The organism is Limnobacter humi (assembly GCF_024518835.1).
Taxonomy (GTDB): Bacteria; Pseudomonadota; Gammaproteobacteria; order Burkholderiales; family Burkholderiaceae_B; genus Limnobacter; species Limnobacter humi.
In genome coordinates this window covers 1-14,602 of the sequence record NZ_JANIGO010000007.1, presented here as the reverse complement: position 1 = coordinate 14,602, position 14,602 = coordinate 1, and the positions used below count along the sequence as shown (strand labels likewise).

Genomic DNA, 14,602 nt, shown 5'->3' with positions numbered 1-14,602 from the left:
GGCAAGAAGACCGGCCAGTCAATTGGGCGAATAACCGTGCAGTTTGTGTCCTATTCGTGTCTCACGCGAAGAGGTCGAGCCCACCTGGGGCGGCGTTACCGCGTGATGCATTGGTTTGTTGGGTGTCGTTGGACAAGCCCTCGCCATCGGCTGGGTTGCCAGACCGACGTCCGGGCGATTGTTGGCCTTGTTGGCCCTGCTGGGCTGTTTGGGCCGAATTCGAATCGCCAGCCGATTGACCCAGGTTAAATCCCTGGCTGTGCTGCACCGTCACCTGGTTCAGTTGCAGTCCATTTTGAGCCATGGTTTCTTTCAGGCCGCTCACAGCCTGAGCCATGAGGTTGGCGCTGCTTTCATCCTGGGTACGAATCGTGATGTGCAGTTCCTGGCCTTTCTGGACGATTTTCAGGTTCATGGGTCCAAAGGATTCCGGATTCACACGCAACTCAACCGTGGACAATTGCTTGCCCAATGCCCAGTTGATGGTTTGCCCCAATTCTTTGGCGAATCCAGGTTGGCTCACCGGTGTGCGAATACCCACGGCTGGTGCTGTACCCCGCGCCACAGCGCTTTGGCCAGGCAGGCTACCCAATGCAGGGTTCAGGTTGGTGGTGGTTAGTTTGCTGTCACCGGCTTTGATGGACAGCTCGTCCAAGGGTAGATCCTGGGTTTGGGCGCTGACTGCTTGCGTTTGTGCGGCCACCGCTGCTTGAATGGGCAGGCGTGCCAGGGCAGTGGGGTCCATTGCTGACGCGGCGCTGCGGGCATCGGCGGTTTGACGGCCTTGCGACAACTCGGAGGACATGGACACCGGCAGTGTCAATTCCGCTGAGCCGTTTTCATGCCGCAATCCTTGTCGGGTGCCAGGCTCATTCAATGCGCTTGTTGTTGGCTGTGCCTGGGCTGATGCGTTGTTGGCCACCAGCGGTAAACCCTCAGCCGTGGCCGATGCCTGAACGGACGGCTTCGTCTCGGTTGGTAACGCGGCGATATTCAGTGGGGCACTGCCTACCTTGTCCACCGTGGTATTGACCGGGGTTGCGTCGGCGGTGGCGTTTTTCTGTGGTGTGAGCACTGTGGCGTTCGACGCAGCGGAGTCGGCTTCGTTGGCTGTAGTCGCCGGTGCTGTGGCGCTGTTGTTGCTGTCGCTCGGTGTGTCATCGGCGGGGTGTGCTGCAGTGGCCTGGGATTGCCGGTTGTCCAAATTGGCCTTGGTGGCGCTGTCAACGGAACGGGTCTGCTCGCTCACCGGCGTTGCTGGGCTTACTGGCCGCTGCTGTGCTGCCATCCAGCTGTGCTGGGCCCACACCATGGCCTGGGGGTCGGGTGTGGCGGGCGCTTTGCTGCGCTTTTCCTGGTTGCTCCGCTGGGTTTCTGTGCTCAATGTGTCGTTGCCCAAAGCGTCGCGCATCTGGCTTTCAAAACGATTGAGCTTGGCCGATGAAAACAGGCTGCTGAAATCCACTGCGGATGGGTCAACCGTGGTTTTGGCTGTGGATTTCGCGGCTGTGTTTTGTACTTTCATGGTGTTGTTCACACTGGATGTTCCGGTGGTCATGACAGTTCTCCTGCAGCGTGCACCCGGGCAATGCGTGCGGCATATTCATCATTCATTTTTTGATCTCGCTTGGCTTCTTTGTGGGCTTCGCGGCGTTTTTCGCGCGCCACCAGGGCTTCGTATTTGCGCTGCTCATGCAGGGCCAACTGGTATTGCTGTTGTTGGTGGGTCAGGGTGGTGGCCAAAAATGCCAGCTCCTGGCGCTGTTGTTCAATGGCCTGGCTGATTTTGCCCACAAAAGCATTTTGGTTGCGCAGGTGTAAACCGGTAATACCGCCCTGGCTGGCACGGTTGTGAAGCCCGGTGTGGCAATCGGTTTCGTACTGGGTCAGCATGGCCAGTTTTTGATCGCCTTGGCCAATCAGTTGCTGGGTTTTGGCCATGGCTTTCAGGCAGCTCTCCGCTTTTTCCTTGGCCTGGTCAATCAGGATGTGCAGGACATTGCTCATGCGCTGGTCTGGTTGAATTCATTGGGAAACAAAGCTTGCAGGCCACCCAAGGCCTCTTCAAAGCTCGCACTCTCCAACATTGACTGCTGGAGCAGCTTTTCAATCTGCGGATAAAGGGCCAAAGACTGGTCCAATTGCGGGTCTGCCCCTGGCGCGTAGGCGCCCACGGTGATGAGGTCGCGGTTGCGTTGTACCCTTGAAAAGGCAGCTTTCAAGTGACGTGCGGCGTTCAGGTGTTCTGGCGGCACAATGTTGTGCATGGCCCGCGAAATGGACTGTTCAATGTCGATGGCTGGATAGTGGCCTTGTTCAGCCAGTTGGCGATTCAACACGATGTGGCCGTCTAAAATCGCCCGCGCTGCATCAGCAATCGGGTCTTGTTGGTCATCGCCTTCCGTGAGCACGGTGTAAAACGCCGTGATGGAACCGCCACCCGGGCGGCCGTTGCCAGCGCGCTCCACCAGGGCGGGCAATTTGGCGAATACACTGGGTGGATAACCTTTGGTGGCTGGTGGTTCGCCAATGGCCAGTGCAATTTCGCGCTGGGCCATGGCATAGCGGGTCAGCGAGTCCATGATCATGAGCACGTTGTGGCCCTGGTCGCGGAAATGCTCGGCCACCACCTGGGTGTAGGCTGCACCCTGCATGCGCAGCAGTGGGCTGACGTCGGCCGGAGCAGCAATCACCACGCTGCGCTTCAAGCCTTCTTCGCCCAGAATCTGTTCGATGAATTCCTTCACTTCGCGACCCCGTTCACCGATGAGGCCCACCACCACGCGGTCGGCCTTGGTGTAACGGGCCATCATGCCCAGCAGCACCGATTTACCCACGCCAGAACCCGCCATCAGGCCAATGCGTTGCCCTCGGCCCACGGTCAGCAGGGCGTTGATGGCGCGCACACCCACATCCAGGTGTTCATGAATGGGCTCGCGCTCCAGCGGGTTGATGGGGCGGGCTGCCAGGGGGCAGCGTTTTTCAAATTGGAGTTCACCCAGGCTGTCCAGCGGGCGGCCATTGCTGTCCACCACACGGCCCAACAGGCTGTCGCCCACGGGCAGGTGTTTGGTTTTGTCTTCTGGACGGCGCCAGGGGTGTGCGTGGGTGCCCAGTTTGGGAACCATGGGGGGTGGGTCCAGTGGAATGACTTTGGCGCCTGGTGTCATGCCGTGTACATCCGTGGAGGGCATCAAAAACAGGCGATCGCCATTGAAACCCACCACTTCGGCTTCCAGGTTGGGCGTGCCTTTTTGCACCACGGTGCACACGCTGCCCACTGGCAGTTTGAGCCCGACGGCTTCCATGACCAGACCGGCCACGCGGGTGAGTTTGCCGGTGTTGGTTTGTACACTGGTGTGGTTGACCAGGTGTTTGCATTCGTCCAGCCATTCCAGAAGGTCTGCCATGTGGAGGTGCTCAGTCTGTGCGTTGGGTTAATCGAGATCTGCAGGTGTCAATGCCGTGTCAAGCCCCAAGGCTTCAATGGCTTTCATCCAGCGGGTCTGAATGCTGGCATCCACTTCGCCTTCGGCATGTTGCAGCACGAGCCCACCGGGCAATTGTTGAGGGTCTTCCACCCAGCGAACGTTGCCCAGCGTGTGGTCTTCACCCAAGTGCTGTTTCAATTGCGCCAATGTTGACGGGTGGGCCCGCACAGTCATGGCTTTGCCGTCCAGTTGCAGGCCGTCCAGCACTTGGTTCAGCAGCAGGGCTGCATGGTCGGTGTGCGCTTGCAGGGTGTCGGCCAGCACTTTCTTGCTGACGCTCACGGCCAGGGCCAACAGTTTGTCGGCCAGTTGGGTTTTGTATTGCTCGAATTGATCGTTGATTTGTGCAGCCACGGCAGTGAGCGTTTGACGTTCCTGTTCAGCCTGTTCGAAACCCTCTGCGTAGCCTTGCTGTTGGCCTTGTTTGTAGCCTCGTTGTTGGGCTTCTTCTTCCAATCCAGTCAACTGTGCTTCACGTTCGCGCAGCACCATTTCCCAGTTCTGCAGACGGATTTCTTCCTCGCTCAATTCCCGCCGTTTGGGGAGTAGCTCGGGAGCCGGTCGATCCTGACTGATTTCAGTCAGCAGGCGGTCCACGGGGCCTTCATAGTGATTGCCCAAGAGGTCGATGTTCCAGCCAGTGAAGGTAGAGGCCTCAGCTCCCCGAATGATGCGGTTAGACGAAGGCATCTTCACCTCCGCCACCCAGCACCAGCTGGCCTTCGTCGGCAAGCTTGCGGGCTACTTTGAGAATGTCTTTTTGTGCCGCTTCCACTTCGGAGAGTCGGACCGGACCGCGGGATTCCAGATCGTCCTTGAGCGCTTCGGCCGCACGAGAGGACATGTTCTTGAAGATTTTGTCGCGAATGGAGTCGTCGGCGCCTTTCAGGGCAATCACGAGTGTATCGCTCTGAACATCGCGCAGAATGGTCTGCACGCCACGGTCGTCCACATCCAGCAGGTTGTCGAAGGTGAACATTTCGTCCTGAATGCGCTGGGACAGTTCGCTGTCGTATTCGCGAATGGTGTCCAACACGGCCTTCTCGGAGGTGGTGCCCACAAAGTTAAGGATTTCAGCGGCTGCGCGAATACCGCCCAGCGTGGTCTTTTTGATTTTGTCGCCACCGGCCAGCACCTTGGACAGCACGTCGTTCAATTCCAGCAAGGCGTTGGGTTGGATGCCTTCCAGGGTGGAAATGCGAAGAATGACATCGCTGCGCAGGCGTTCCACAAACAAGTTCAGGATGGCGGCTGCAAAGTCGCGCTCCAGGTGAACCAGAATGGTCGCGATGATTTGCGGGTGTTCGTTTTTGATGAGTTCAGCCACGGTGGCTGGGTCCATCCACTTCAGGCCTTCAATGCCGGAGGTGTCGCTGCCCTGCAAAATGCGGTCTAGCAAAAAGCCGGCTTTGTCTTCACCCAGTGCGCGGGTCAACACGCTGCGAATGTAGTTGTCAGAATCCAGGCCCAGTGCGCTTTGACTTTGGGCCAACTCCACCACTTCGCCAGCAATTTCTTCAATGCGTTCCTTGGGCACGTCCTTGGTCTTGGACATTTGCTGACCCAATTTTTGAACCTCTTTGGGGCCCAGGTATTTGAATACCTCGGCGGCTTCTTCCTCACCCAAACTCAACATGAGGATGGCGCCTTTTTGTATGCCTAGTTCGCTGTCTGCCATGGTACTTGTCCTCGTTGGTGGGTTAGGCGTTTTGTGCTTCGCCGTTGACCCAGTTCTTCACAATATTGGCCACAATCTGGGGGTGTTCTTTGGCCAAATTCCGGAGTTTGTCGAGCTTTTCCTGGCGGCTCATGCCGTTGTTGGGCAGGGCACCTTCACGCTGCAACTGCTCCAGCAATTCCATGTCGCTGCCACGGTCGCCGACGGTCAATGCGGTGTTTTGGCCGGGCAGCAGTTCCGGGCCCTCGGTGTAGGGTTCCAGCACGGGTGGCTTCATCATGGGGCGGAACAGGCCGAACACCAGAATGGCGGCCACCAAGGCAACGCCGATGGGCAGTCCCAGCGATTTGGCCAGGTCCATGGTGTCGGGTTGTGCCCACAGCGGGGTGGTTTCGACGGTTTCTTTGGTGAAGGCCTGGTTGACCACGTTGACGGCATCGCCGCGCTTTTCATCAAAGCCAATGGCCTGTTTCACCAAGGTGTTGATCTGGGTTACTTCGTCGGGGGTCAGCGGCACGTCGCGCGATTCCCCTTTCTTATCGGTCACTGTTTTATAGTTCACCACCACCGCGGCCGACAGGCGGTCAATTTTGCCCACTTGTTCCTTTTTGTACTGAACGGATTTGTCCACTTCGTAATTGATGGTGGAGTCTTTCCGGCTGCTGGAATTTTGTGCGCTGCTGTTGGTGTTGTTGCCCTGGTTGGGCAGGCCCTGTTGCGGATTTTGACCAATTTGCGATGTGGCTGGCGTGGGCGGCTGATTGGACAGTGTGCCTGGTACACCGGATGGGTTGGTGGCTGTGCCATCCTTGGATTCACTCAACTGTTGGCTGCGGATGGTCGACTGTGTGGGGTCGCTGTTGGGCTTGTAGATTTCGTCCGTGCGTTCCTGCGTGGAAAAATCCATGTCAGCCGTGACGGTGGCGCGCACATTGTTGGCGCCAAACACGGGCGTCAAGATGTTGATGATTCGGCTGGTCAGGTTGGACTCCACCAGGTTCTGGTAGGCCAGCTGATGCGGGTTCAGGCCGGTGGTGCTGCTCTGGTCATTCTCGGTCAGCAGGCGGCCAGTCTGGTCCACGATGCTCACGTCTTTCGGGCTCATGTTGGGCAGGCTTGACGACACCAGGTGCACGATGCCGCTGATTTGTGATTCAGACAGGGTGCGGCCACCGTACAGGGTCAGCACAATGGATGCGCTGGGACTTTGCTTTTCACGAATGAAGATGGACGGCTTGGGAATGGCCAGGTGAACCCGCGCATTTTCAACAGCCGAAATCGACTGGATGGAGCGGGCCAGTTCACCTTCCAGGGCGCGCTGGTAGTTCACCTGTTCCTGAAACTGGGTAATACCCAGTTTCTGGTTGTCCATGGCTTCAAAGCCGGTCACAGTACCTTTGGGCAAGCCCTTGCTGGCCAGGGCCAGGCGGGTGTCGTAAACCTTGTCGGCGGGTACCAGAATGGCGGTACCGCTGGAATTGAACTGGTAGGGCACCTTCAGTTGGCTCAATGCCTCGGTGATGGCGCCACCGTCCTGATCATTCAGGCCACTGAACAGCACTTTGTAACTGGTTTGGTTGGCCCACATCATCAGCGACACCAGCAGTGCGATCAACAGCGGCACGCCGGCCAGGATGGCGATGCGGTTTTTCTGGGGAAGCTGCGCAAAACGGGCCTGGAAATTGGCAATCGGGTTGTTGCCGGTTGAAGCGGCGCCAATCACGTCTGGGCTGTTCAGTGTTTCTGCCATGGTGTCCTGCAAGCGGTCAAAGGTGTTGTTCTATGACAGCCATTGTGCCGAGCCAGGTTGTCGGGCCATCCGACAAAAAGCGGCCTTAACGGCACCCATTTCGGAAACTTGAGGGTGCGACACAATAAATAAACATCAAATAGGGGGCTTTTTGGCCTCTGTTTCCCGCAAGGCTTGCCAGCGCTTGCGGTTACAAATAAGGCTCGTGAAGAAGGAGATCGTCATGATTGAAAAGATTGGCGCCTTGGGTGGCCCACTGAGCGGTGCACTGAGTGGTGTGCTGAGCAATGCCGTGTCCGAGGCTGTGAAAGGCGCAACGCAGGCCAGCAAGGCCAGCAAATCCCAGGGTGTGGAGGCTGGCAGCTTTGCCGATGCCATTTCCAAAGCCTTGGAGAGTGCCAGTTCAGCGGCAGACAAATCCAATGATTTGAGCAAACGGCTGCAAATGGACGACCCCAATGTCAGCATTGAAGAAACCGTGATTGCCATGAACACGGCATCCCTGCAATTCACGGGCGTTGTGCAGGCCCGCAACAAGATTGTTCAGGCTTACAACGACATCATGAACATGCCGGTCTAAATAACAGCCCGGTCTTGTATTCCCGGGCTGTGGCACAATCGTTGAACGTTTTCCCCTTGCCGTGCGTTCAACGACTGGAGCCACTGTCCATGATTTCCCCCCTTCCCGTAGCAAAAGATTCCACTTCCGAACTGTGCTTGCTGCCGGCATTGGCCAATCGGCATGGTTTGATCACCGGGGCCACTGGCACGGGAAAAACCGTGACCCTGCAGGTCATGTCCGAAGCGTTTTCCCGAATTGGTGTGCCCGTCTTCATGGCCGATGTGAAGGGCGACCTCACAGGCCTGTCGCAACCGGGCAAATCATCCCCCAAATTGTTGGATCGGCTGAGTGCCAATGGCATGGCGGTGCCGGAGTTCACAGGCTTTCCGGTCACCTTGTGGGATGTGTTGGGCAAACAGGGGCACCCGGTGCGGGCCACGGTGACCGACTTGGGCCCATTGTTGCTGGGCCGTTTGCTCAATTTGAACGACACGCAGGAAGGCGTGTTGAACCTGGTGTTCAAAATTGCCGATGACAATGGCCTGGCTTTGCTGGACTTGAAGGACTTGCGCGCCATGTTGCAATTTGTGGGTGACAACGCCAAGGACTTCACCACGCAGTACGGCAATATTTCCGCTGCATCCATTGGCGCCATTCAGCGAGGCCTGCTGAGTCTGGAAAGCCAGGGCGCAGACCAGTTTTTTGGTGAGCCCATGTTGAACATTGCCGACATGATGCAAACCGACGGGCAGGGTAGGGGTGTGATCAATATTCTGGCGGCCAACCAGCTCATGAATGCACCCAAGCTGTATGGCACCTTCTTGCTGTGGCTGTTGTCGGAATTGTTTGAGAACCTGCCCGAGGTGGGCGATGTGGACAAACCCAAGATGGTGTTTTTCTTTGATGAAGCGCACCTGTTGTTCAATGACGCACCCAAACCCTTGATTGAAAAGGTGGAGCAGGTGGTGCGTTTGATCCGCTCCAAAGGCGTGGGTGTTTACTTTGTGACCCAAAACCCATTGGATGTGCCTGAAACGGTGTTGGGCCAGTTGGGCAACCGGGTGCAACATGCCTTGCGTGCATTCACGCCGCGCGACCAAAAAGCGGTGAAGGTGGCGGCCGAAACCATGCGGCCCAACGCCGGGCTGAACATTGAAAGTGCCATCACCGAGCTGGGTGTGGGTGAGGCCTTGGTGTCCTTTCTGGATGCGAAGGGTACACCCAGCCCCACCCGCCGCGCCTGGATATACCCGCCGGCCAGCCAGTTTGGCCCAGCCACGCCGGACCAGTGCAAGACCTTGATTGCCGAATCGATGGTGGCAGGCGTGTACGAACAGGCGGTTGACCGTGAATCTGCTTTTGAGCGATTGCGGGACCGTGCAGTCAACAAAGCGGGCTCACGTGATGAGCCTGTAACTGCCAGCACGCCTCAACCCCAAACCACCGCTGGCGATGGCGGTGGCAGTTTTGGTGGATTGGGCGATTTGTTGTTTGGAAAAACCGCCGGAAGCAATGGCCGTCAACGACAAAGCGTGGCTGAAAGCATGGCCAAAAGCGCAGCCCGGGCCATTGGTTCGCAAGTGGGTCGGGAAATCGTGCGCGGCATTTTGGGGTCGATGCTGGGCGGTGGATCTCGACGCCGTTAAGCCTCAGGCATGTTGTGCAGAACGCTGCCGACGCTCGGTGGCCAACAGGAAACGTTGAAGCCGGCGTTCTGCGCCCCGTTCCAGCAAGGTCATCTCGCAACCCACTTGTAATTGCTCTGGCTCATCCACCTGGGGCTTGATGTTGCGAACCTCAAGGTTAACCAGCATGGAGCCTTCACCATCGGGCAGTGTGAGCTGCGCGTTCCTGAACACATGGCCAGACTCCAGGTCGGGTTGTTTGCCAACCAGCATGCCCACACCGGCCAGGCTGATGTCCAGAAGCCCGTGCAGGGTTTGCAAACCTGGCACACTCAAGCGAACCTGGCGATTCAGTTCTGTGTCGGCCACCACCCGAAAATAATTGCGGCGTTGCAAGCGCACCAGGCTCGTGGGCATGGCAATCCGCAAGGCAGCCGCTGCTTCAAAAGTATCCGGCACCATACCGGTCCCACTGAATTGAACTTTCACACCGTCCGGAAAACTGACGATGGTAAATTCGCAGTACACATTGCAGCCCTGCGCCAGTTCTTTGTCATAAGGGGTTCCCAGCCACAGCAGGCCCCGCTCCCAGTCCAGTTCGAGAATTTCAGTGACGAAATGAACCCCTGTGCCTTTGAGAAAAACATACAGTTCATGCTCATCGTCCAGCATGGTGTGCAGCAGTTTTCGAACCATGGGCTCAGAGCCCAAGGCAAACTCGTCGAGCAGCGCAGGATCAAATTCGGGTTGGATGGAAATCGAATGGCTCATGAAACCCTCTGTTCACGTTGTTCAATTTGATAAACCCAAGCCAGCAATTCGGCGATTGCTTGATACAGGCCAGGGGGAATTTGTTGATCCAGATCGATGTTCATGAGCAGCGACACCAGCTCACGGCTTTCATGAACAAACACACCCGACTCTTTGGCTTTTTGAATAATTTGCTCAGCCACCAACCCTTTGCCCTTGGCCACCACTTTGGGTGCGCCGGAATGTTCAAGGTAAGCCAGGGCAACGGCTTGTTGTGGCGTCAATTTGTCTTTATCAACCATGTGTTTGCTCCGCGATGAACTGCCCGTGGTTCAGCTTCAAGCCCTGTTGCGACATGGCTTGCTGGAATTCGCCCCAATGGGGGTCCATGGCTTGTTTGCTGGCGGAAGATCCTTCAATCGTGACATCACATTGCGACCCTACCATACGCACGCGAACATGCAGCACACCCAAATGTGCCATGTCCAGCTTCAGTCTGGCAACCCAGGGGCGCACGCCCGCTGTTTCGTGGTCTGAAGGGTCGTCGGCTTGGTGCTGGTCTGGTTCGATCTCAACCTGTAGTTGATTGCCCAGTAAACCCGGCAAGTTGAGCACAATGCGGGTTTGGTCGAGTGTGGCCAGTTGCGCGTTGACCAAGCGTGCGGATTGTTCAACCGAGGCTGGATTCAAGCCCTTGTCACCAATGATTTGCTCGGCACCAAATCGTGCTTGCGGCTCTTGAGCCAATTGATCCACGCTGCGTTGGCCCATCACCCATTGCTGCAAGTGGCTTTCGTAAAACAGACCACTGTTTTCCACGGCCTCGCTGACTTGTTGGGCCAGCACATGGGTTAAGCCAGGGTTCAGTGCAAGCCTGGCAACATCGGTTTTTTGAAGGGGTTGTGGCGTGTTGGAGTTGACGGTGGGGGGCAAGGCTGGGGACGCAGTTTTTGCGCCATCCTTGCCAGCCAACATCCCGGTTTCAGCGCTGGTCTGCCCGGTTTGTGCAGCCGCTGTCGCCAGTCTGTCCTGAACCATGGCGCCCAGTTGCTGAAGGCTTTTCATCACTTGGGTGGACACCGTGGTGGGCTGATGTTGCCCCAATCGCTCCAAAAGGCCAATCAGCCGGGCACCGCCTGACAGGCGGTCCACGAAACTCGGCGATTGTTGGCCCTCGTCCTCGGCGGAATCGCTGGTGCTGATGAGCGGCACCGGCGTGTTGCGAACATCCTGAACCTTGCGGTTTCCAGTCGGGTTGGCCCCCAATCCGTCGAGCTTGTCATTCAGTGCGAAGGCCACCGTGACCATTTCGCCCGCAGTGAGTTGACGGCCTGGCGGCAGTTTGACCGACAGGTTTTGACCGTCGAATTCAAGCTCGGCCTGGTTGCCTGGGCCACCCTTGAGTACACGGACCAGTGCTGTTTGACCGGCCAGTTGTTGTGCCTGGGGTAGTGGAAGCTGGCGTGACAACACCGCCACAATCGGTGCAACCTCGCCTTTGTCGGCACTGACCCGGTCGCCCGGGTTGGCCTGAAGGACGGAGTTGAGGGTGGCCGGGGTCTGGCTGCGCAGTGGTGTCAATGACATGGAACGCAGCCTCCCGGCCTATCGGGATTCAGTTGGACCCGTAGGAGTTGCTCAGGCGTTGGCTATTGCTGGCCGCGCGCAGAAACTCCTCGAGTTGACGCAGACGAGGCTCGGTGATGTTGCGTATGGCGGCATCGTCGGCGAGGATTTTTTTCAAGTAACCAATGTGCTGGGTACGTTCGTGGTCGTCCAGTTCAACAGCCTTGATCTCTTTGATGGTTTGCAGTTCATGGATCAAACGCGAACAATGCTCTTCGGCCGCGCACAGTCCATCCCAATCCCCTTCCTTGGCCGCATTCAGCATGGCCTGGCTTTGGTTGGCAATGGCTGCGTACAGTCGCATGACAGCAGCGTTGTGTTCCTTGTTCAGCATCATGGTCGTCCAGTCCTTGTCTATCGTTATTTTTCGAGGGTTGCTGTGGATCCGATTTCCAGCCATGCGCTGCGCAAATCGTTGAGCAGGTTCATGCAGGTATCCAGACGTTCGGGGTTGTTTTGCACATTGGCCAGAACCAGTTCTTTGCCAATGTAGTCGTAGAGGGCCAGGAGTTGTTCACCCAGGGCACCGCCAGCCTCAATGTCGAGCGAGGCTGTCAGTCCGTCCTTGACGATGCGCAGGGCTTTGTCGATGGATTTAACTTTCATCTCGATATCGTTCATCTCGAGATAAATGCGCGCTTTCCGAATGGCTTCAATGGCGCCATCGTAAAGCATCACGATCAGTCCGTGCGGCGAGGCACTGTTGATGCCTGTCTCAAGACCGACCTGTGCATAAGCTTTTGCGCCGTACATCATGGGAACAATCACCCGGTTGTTTGTCTATTACACATGGTACCGATCCGTCCGCCTTTTCAAGCGCTTAAAAACAGGGGTTTTACACCACTGTTCAGCGCTTTTTACTTGGACAACGCCGCCAACTGCTGAGACAGATATGAACTGGTCCGCTGCATGCTGGACAGCATCGTGTCCAGGGCACTGAATTGGGCCCGGTAGCGCTTCTCCACCATGTCCAGTCGAGTGTTGAGGTTGTCGGTCTGCTTGTCCAGGCGTTTAACCTGGGCATTCAATCCGTCCGTTCTGGACACGAGTGCACCACCTTCTGCATTCAGGCTGTCGATCCATTCACTGAGGCGACTGGCCAGGCCTTTGCTGTAGGTGATGGTGCCCAGCGCGCCGGACGTGCCCGCCGTGACAGACACTTGCAAGCCCTCTGCATTGGTGCCAGTAGCGCCAGTCAGAATGGTGTCCAAACCTGTACCCGCAACCCCGCCGATGGTGCCGGCAATGTTGGTGCCACTACCACCTGCCGTGGTGATGTTGATGGCATAGGTTCCTTCCAGGGTTTTGGACGTGCCACCCATGTACTTCACCCGCGCATCGGTGGCTACACCGGTATTGGAGAACAGTTTTTGCAGCACGGATGAGTCGGCGGCCATCGCGCTGTCCAGCTTGGTTTTGTTCAGGGACAACACACCGGTGTTGTCAAAGCTCAAACCCACATCGCTCAGGCTTAATCCATAAGCCGACACGGTGTCGCGCAGAATGTTGCGCAGTCCGCGCTCCAGCGACGATGGTGTGGTTTCCTTGGACAGGGTGGCGTCTTTCTGTTGCTGGTCTTTGAGGTTTCCGCGAATTTTGTTGTACGCCGCAACGAAACCGTCCAGCGTGCTTTTCAGCGCGGTGTCATCGAGACCCACAGTGACGGCCACTGGGCTGGTGGTCACGGCTTTCAGGTTCAGGGTAACGCCATCAATGGCATCGCTCACGGTGTTGCTGGATTTGGTCACCGCCAGTCCGTTGATGGTGAAGTTGGCGTTTTGGGCCAATTGCAGTGTGGCCGCGTTTTTACCCGCACCAGCCGTGGCTGTGGGGTCGTACGCAATTTGAGACAAACCACTGGTGTCGGTGTTGTTGCCATCCGCATCCGTCACACCCAGTTTGAAACCCAGGTCTGCGCCGGTGTCCGTGCTGGTCAATACCAATCGTGAACCAGTGCCATCGTTGATGATGGAGGCGGTTACACCCGCACCGGCATCGTTGATGGCCTGTTTGATGCCGCTCAAGGTTTGCTGTCCGGCGCCGATGTTGATCGTCACCGGTGTTTTGGCTGCATTGGCTGTGAAGGTGTTCGTGCCGGAGTTGTAATTGCCCAGTGTAATGGTCAGCGAACCAGTGCCCACCACGGTGTCGGCGGAGGCCACCGCAGGCACCGCCACGCTTTGCGCTTTCGCAAGCTGGCTGACTTCCAGGTTGTAGGTGCCTTTGGCGGCTGTCGAGCTGGCCGATGCACCCACCGCTGTGTCCAATGCGGAGGTGGCTTTCATTGGGTTGAGCGTGCTCAAGCTGGTCAGCTTTTGGGTTGCGGTTTGCAGGTCGGCAAATGAGTTTTTGATGATGCCGTAGATCGAAATCTTGGTGTTGATCTGGGTTTTCTGCTCACTGATGGTGGCCAGCGGCTTTCGTTCTGCCGCCATCAGTTGGCTGATGATGCCCTCAATGTCCAAACCCGAACCGACGCCTGCCGATGATATCGCTGCCATTGCCTAACTCCTGTTCAGGGTATTCATGCCTGTGTCGACATCAACACACCCTGCATTTTTTCAATCGCCTTGGCGATTTTCAGCATCTCCACCGAGGGGATTTGCCGCAGCACTTCCTCGGTTTCCTTGTCCACCACTTGCACAATCTGTTCGCCGCTGTCAGGGTCCACCATGAACTTCAGGTTCGACTGGCTGCTCTGCAGTGCGGCATTGGCTTTCTGAACAATTTCCACCACCTCACCCGGTGTAAGCACGGCGGCATCACCCATGATGGATTTCTGGATCGCGGGTGGATCGCTGTTGGGTTTGGCGGTGTCCTGCGCACGGGGCAGGGCAGCAGCCAGGTCATTGGAATTGGAAATTTTCATTGTCGCCACCTCTGGAGTCTAAGAGGAATGTCGTGTTAGCCATGACTCAATTAACGGCAGCTTTTCCCCGTTTCTTTAGCGTAAGCGGGTTTAGAAATCGATGTTTTCGCAGAAAACATCGATGTATTTGACAGTGTGGTGGATTAAGTGACGCTGCAATTCGAAATATTGTCGTCCTGGAGGTAGAAAATGGGTTTAACTTAATCCGGATCGATGTTCAAAAAAACCAGAACCGGATTAAGTCGATGGTA

The 14,602-nt window shown here is 56.8% G+C and carries 15 protein-coding genes; 2 read left to right on the top strand and 13 right to left on the bottom strand.

Features of this window, described 5'->3' with window-relative positions; all coding sequences use genetic code 11:
- Positions 1-61 precede the first annotated feature (61 nt).
- From NQT62_RS15055 to fliF, 6 genes are read right to left on the bottom strand one after another with little or no spacing between them, the layout of a single operon-like run.
- Complete coding sequence (locus tag NQT62_RS15055; protein ID WP_256765571.1) at positions 62-1,558, bottom strand: flagellar hook-length control protein FliK; 1,497 nt, start codon at positions 1,556-1,558, stop codon at positions 62-64.
- Positions 1,555-2,007, bottom strand: coding sequence for a flagellar export protein FliJ (gene fliJ / locus NQT62_RS15050; protein WP_256765570.1), 453 nt, complete (start codon positions 2,005-2,007; stop codon positions 1,555-1,557). Before fliJ ends, NQT62_RS15055 begins: the two co-directional genes overlap by 4 nt.
- Positions 2,004-3,410 (bottom strand): flagellar protein export ATPase FliI, encoded by a 1,407-nt coding sequence (gene fliI / locus NQT62_RS15045; RefSeq protein WP_256765569.1) that lies wholly within the window; start codon positions 3,408-3,410, stop codon positions 2,004-2,006. The genes fliJ and fliI overlap by 4 nt, the downstream gene beginning before the upstream one ends.
- Positions 3,411-3,437: 27 nt before the next feature.
- Positions 3,438-4,181: a FliH/SctL family protein gene (locus tag NQT62_RS15040; RefSeq protein ID WP_256765568.1), complete on the bottom strand. Its 744-nt coding sequence runs from the start codon at positions 4,179-4,181 to the stop codon at positions 3,438-3,440.
- On the bottom strand, positions 4,168-5,169 hold the full coding sequence (gene fliG, locus NQT62_RS15035) for a flagellar motor switch protein FliG (protein ID WP_256765567.1): 1,002 nt from the start codon (positions 5,167-5,169) through the stop codon (positions 4,168-4,170). Before fliG ends, NQT62_RS15040 begins: the two co-directional genes overlap by 14 nt.
- Positions 5,170-5,191: 22 nt before the next feature.
- Positions 5,192-6,919 carry a flagellar basal-body MS-ring/collar protein FliF gene (fliF, locus tag NQT62_RS15030; protein ID WP_256765566.1) on the bottom strand — a complete coding sequence of 576 codons (1,728 nt, stop codon included), beginning with the start codon at positions 6,917-6,919 and terminating at the stop codon, positions 5,192-5,194.
- A 223-nt stretch (positions 6,920-7,142) separates the two neighbouring features.
- Here fliF and fliE point away from each other — a divergent pair, with 223 nt between their 5' ends.
- Positions 7,143-7,499 (top strand): flagellar hook-basal body complex protein FliE, encoded by a 357-nt coding sequence (fliE, locus tag NQT62_RS15025; RefSeq protein WP_256765565.1) that lies wholly within the window; start codon positions 7,143-7,145, stop codon positions 7,497-7,499.
- 89 nt (positions 7,500-7,588) lie between these two features.
- Positions 7,589-9,127 carry a helicase HerA-like domain-containing protein gene (locus tag NQT62_RS15020; protein ID WP_256765564.1) on the top strand — a complete coding sequence of 513 codons (1,539 nt, stop codon included), beginning with the start codon at positions 7,589-7,591 and terminating at the stop codon, positions 9,125-9,127.
- Positions 9,128-9,130: 3 nt separating this feature from the next.
- Here the strand turns inward: NQT62_RS15020 and NQT62_RS15015 are convergent, their stop codons facing one another.
- The 7 genes from NQT62_RS15015 to NQT62_RS14985 form a co-directional block, all read right to left on the bottom strand.
- Positions 9,131-9,877, bottom strand: a complete 747-nt coding sequence (locus NQT62_RS15015; protein WP_256765563.1) for a flagellar brake protein — start codon at positions 9,875-9,877, stop codon at positions 9,131-9,133.
- Positions 9,874-10,158 (bottom strand): EscU/YscU/HrcU family type III secretion system export apparatus switch protein, encoded by a 285-nt coding sequence (locus NQT62_RS15010; protein WP_256765562.1) that lies wholly within the window; start codon positions 10,156-10,158, stop codon positions 9,874-9,876. Before NQT62_RS15010 ends, NQT62_RS15015 begins: the two co-directional genes overlap by 4 nt.
- Positions 10,151-11,443: a flagellar hook-length control protein FliK gene (fliK, locus tag NQT62_RS15005; protein WP_256765561.1), complete on the bottom strand. Its 1,293-nt coding sequence runs from the start codon at positions 11,441-11,443 to the stop codon at positions 10,151-10,153. Before fliK ends, NQT62_RS15010 begins: the two co-directional genes overlap by 8 nt.
- Positions 11,444-11,471: 28 nt before the next feature.
- On the bottom strand, positions 11,472-11,819 hold the full coding sequence (locus NQT62_RS15000; RefSeq protein WP_256765560.1) for a flagellar protein FliT: 348 nt from the start codon (positions 11,817-11,819) through the stop codon (positions 11,472-11,474).
- 23 nt (positions 11,820-11,842) lie between these two features.
- The gene (fliS, locus tag NQT62_RS14995; protein WP_256765559.1) at positions 11,843-12,238 is read right to left on the bottom strand and encodes a flagellar export chaperone FliS; all 396 of its coding nucleotides are present in this window, start codon (positions 12,236-12,238) and stop codon (positions 11,843-11,845) included.
- A gap of 101 nt (positions 12,239-12,339) precedes the next feature.
- On the bottom strand, positions 12,340-13,983 hold the full coding sequence (gene fliD / locus NQT62_RS14990; protein WP_256765558.1) for a flagellar filament capping protein FliD: 1,644 nt from the start codon (positions 13,981-13,983) through the stop codon (positions 12,340-12,342).
- Positions 13,984-14,006: 23 nt separating this feature from the next.
- Complete coding sequence (locus NQT62_RS14985) at positions 14,007-14,351, bottom strand: flagellar protein FlaG (protein ID WP_256765557.1); 345 nt, start codon at positions 14,349-14,351, stop codon at positions 14,007-14,009.
- Positions 14,352-14,602 lie beyond the last annotated feature (251 nt).

What these genes read in the sequence shown, in the direction of transcription:
- fliE (WP_256765565.1), top strand. Translation starts at nt 7,143, where the DNA reads ATGATTGAAAAGATTGGCGCCTTGGGTGGCCCACTGAGCGGTGCACTG.
- NQT62_RS15000 (WP_256765560.1), bottom strand. Translation starts at nt 11,819, where the DNA reads ATGATGCTGAACAAGGAACACAACGCTGCTGTCATGCGACTGTACGCA.
- fliF (WP_256765566.1), bottom strand. Translation starts at nt 6,919, where the DNA reads ATGGCAGAAACACTGAACAGCCCAGACGTGATTGGCGCCGCTTCAACC.
- NQT62_RS14985 (WP_256765557.1), bottom strand. Translation starts at nt 14,351, where the DNA reads ATGAAAATTTCCAATTCCAATGACCTGGCTGCTGCCCTGCCCCGTGCG.
- fliS (WP_256765559.1), bottom strand. Translation starts at nt 12,238, where the DNA reads ATGATGTACGGCGCAAAAGCTTATGCACAGGTCGGTCTTGAGACAGGC.
- NQT62_RS15055 (WP_256765571.1), bottom strand. Translation starts at nt 1,558, where the DNA reads ATGACCACCGGAACATCCAGTGTGAACAACACCATGAAAGTACAAAAC.
- fliJ (WP_256765570.1), bottom strand. Translation starts at nt 2,007, where the DNA reads ATGAGCAATGTCCTGCACATCCTGATTGACCAGGCCAAGGAAAAAGCG.
- NQT62_RS15010 (WP_256765562.1), bottom strand. Translation starts at nt 10,158, where the DNA reads ATGGTTGATAAAGACAAATTGACGCCACAACAAGCCGTTGCCCTGGCT.
- NQT62_RS15040 (WP_256765568.1), bottom strand. Translation starts at nt 4,181, where the DNA reads ATGCCTTCGTCTAACCGCATCATTCGGGGAGCTGAGGCCTCTACCTTC.
- fliK (WP_256765561.1), bottom strand. Translation starts at nt 11,443, where the DNA reads ATGTCATTGACACCACTGCGCAGCCAGACCCCGGCCACCCTCAACTCC.
- NQT62_RS15020 (WP_256765564.1), top strand. Translation starts at nt 7,589, where the DNA reads ATGATTTCCCCCCTTCCCGTAGCAAAAGATTCCACTTCCGAACTGTGC.
- fliI (WP_256765569.1), bottom strand. Translation starts at nt 3,410, where the DNA reads ATGGCAGACCTTCTGGAATGGCTGGACGAATGCAAACACCTGGTCAAC.
- NQT62_RS15015 (WP_256765563.1), bottom strand. Translation starts at nt 9,877, where the DNA reads ATGAGCCATTCGATTTCCATCCAACCCGAATTTGATCCTGCGCTGCTC.
- fliG (WP_256765567.1), bottom strand. Translation starts at nt 5,169, where the DNA reads ATGGCAGACAGCGAACTAGGCATACAAAAAGGCGCCATCCTCATGTTG.
- fliD (WP_256765558.1), bottom strand. Translation starts at nt 13,983, where the DNA reads ATGGCAGCGATATCATCGGCAGGCGTCGGTTCGGGTTTGGACATTGAG.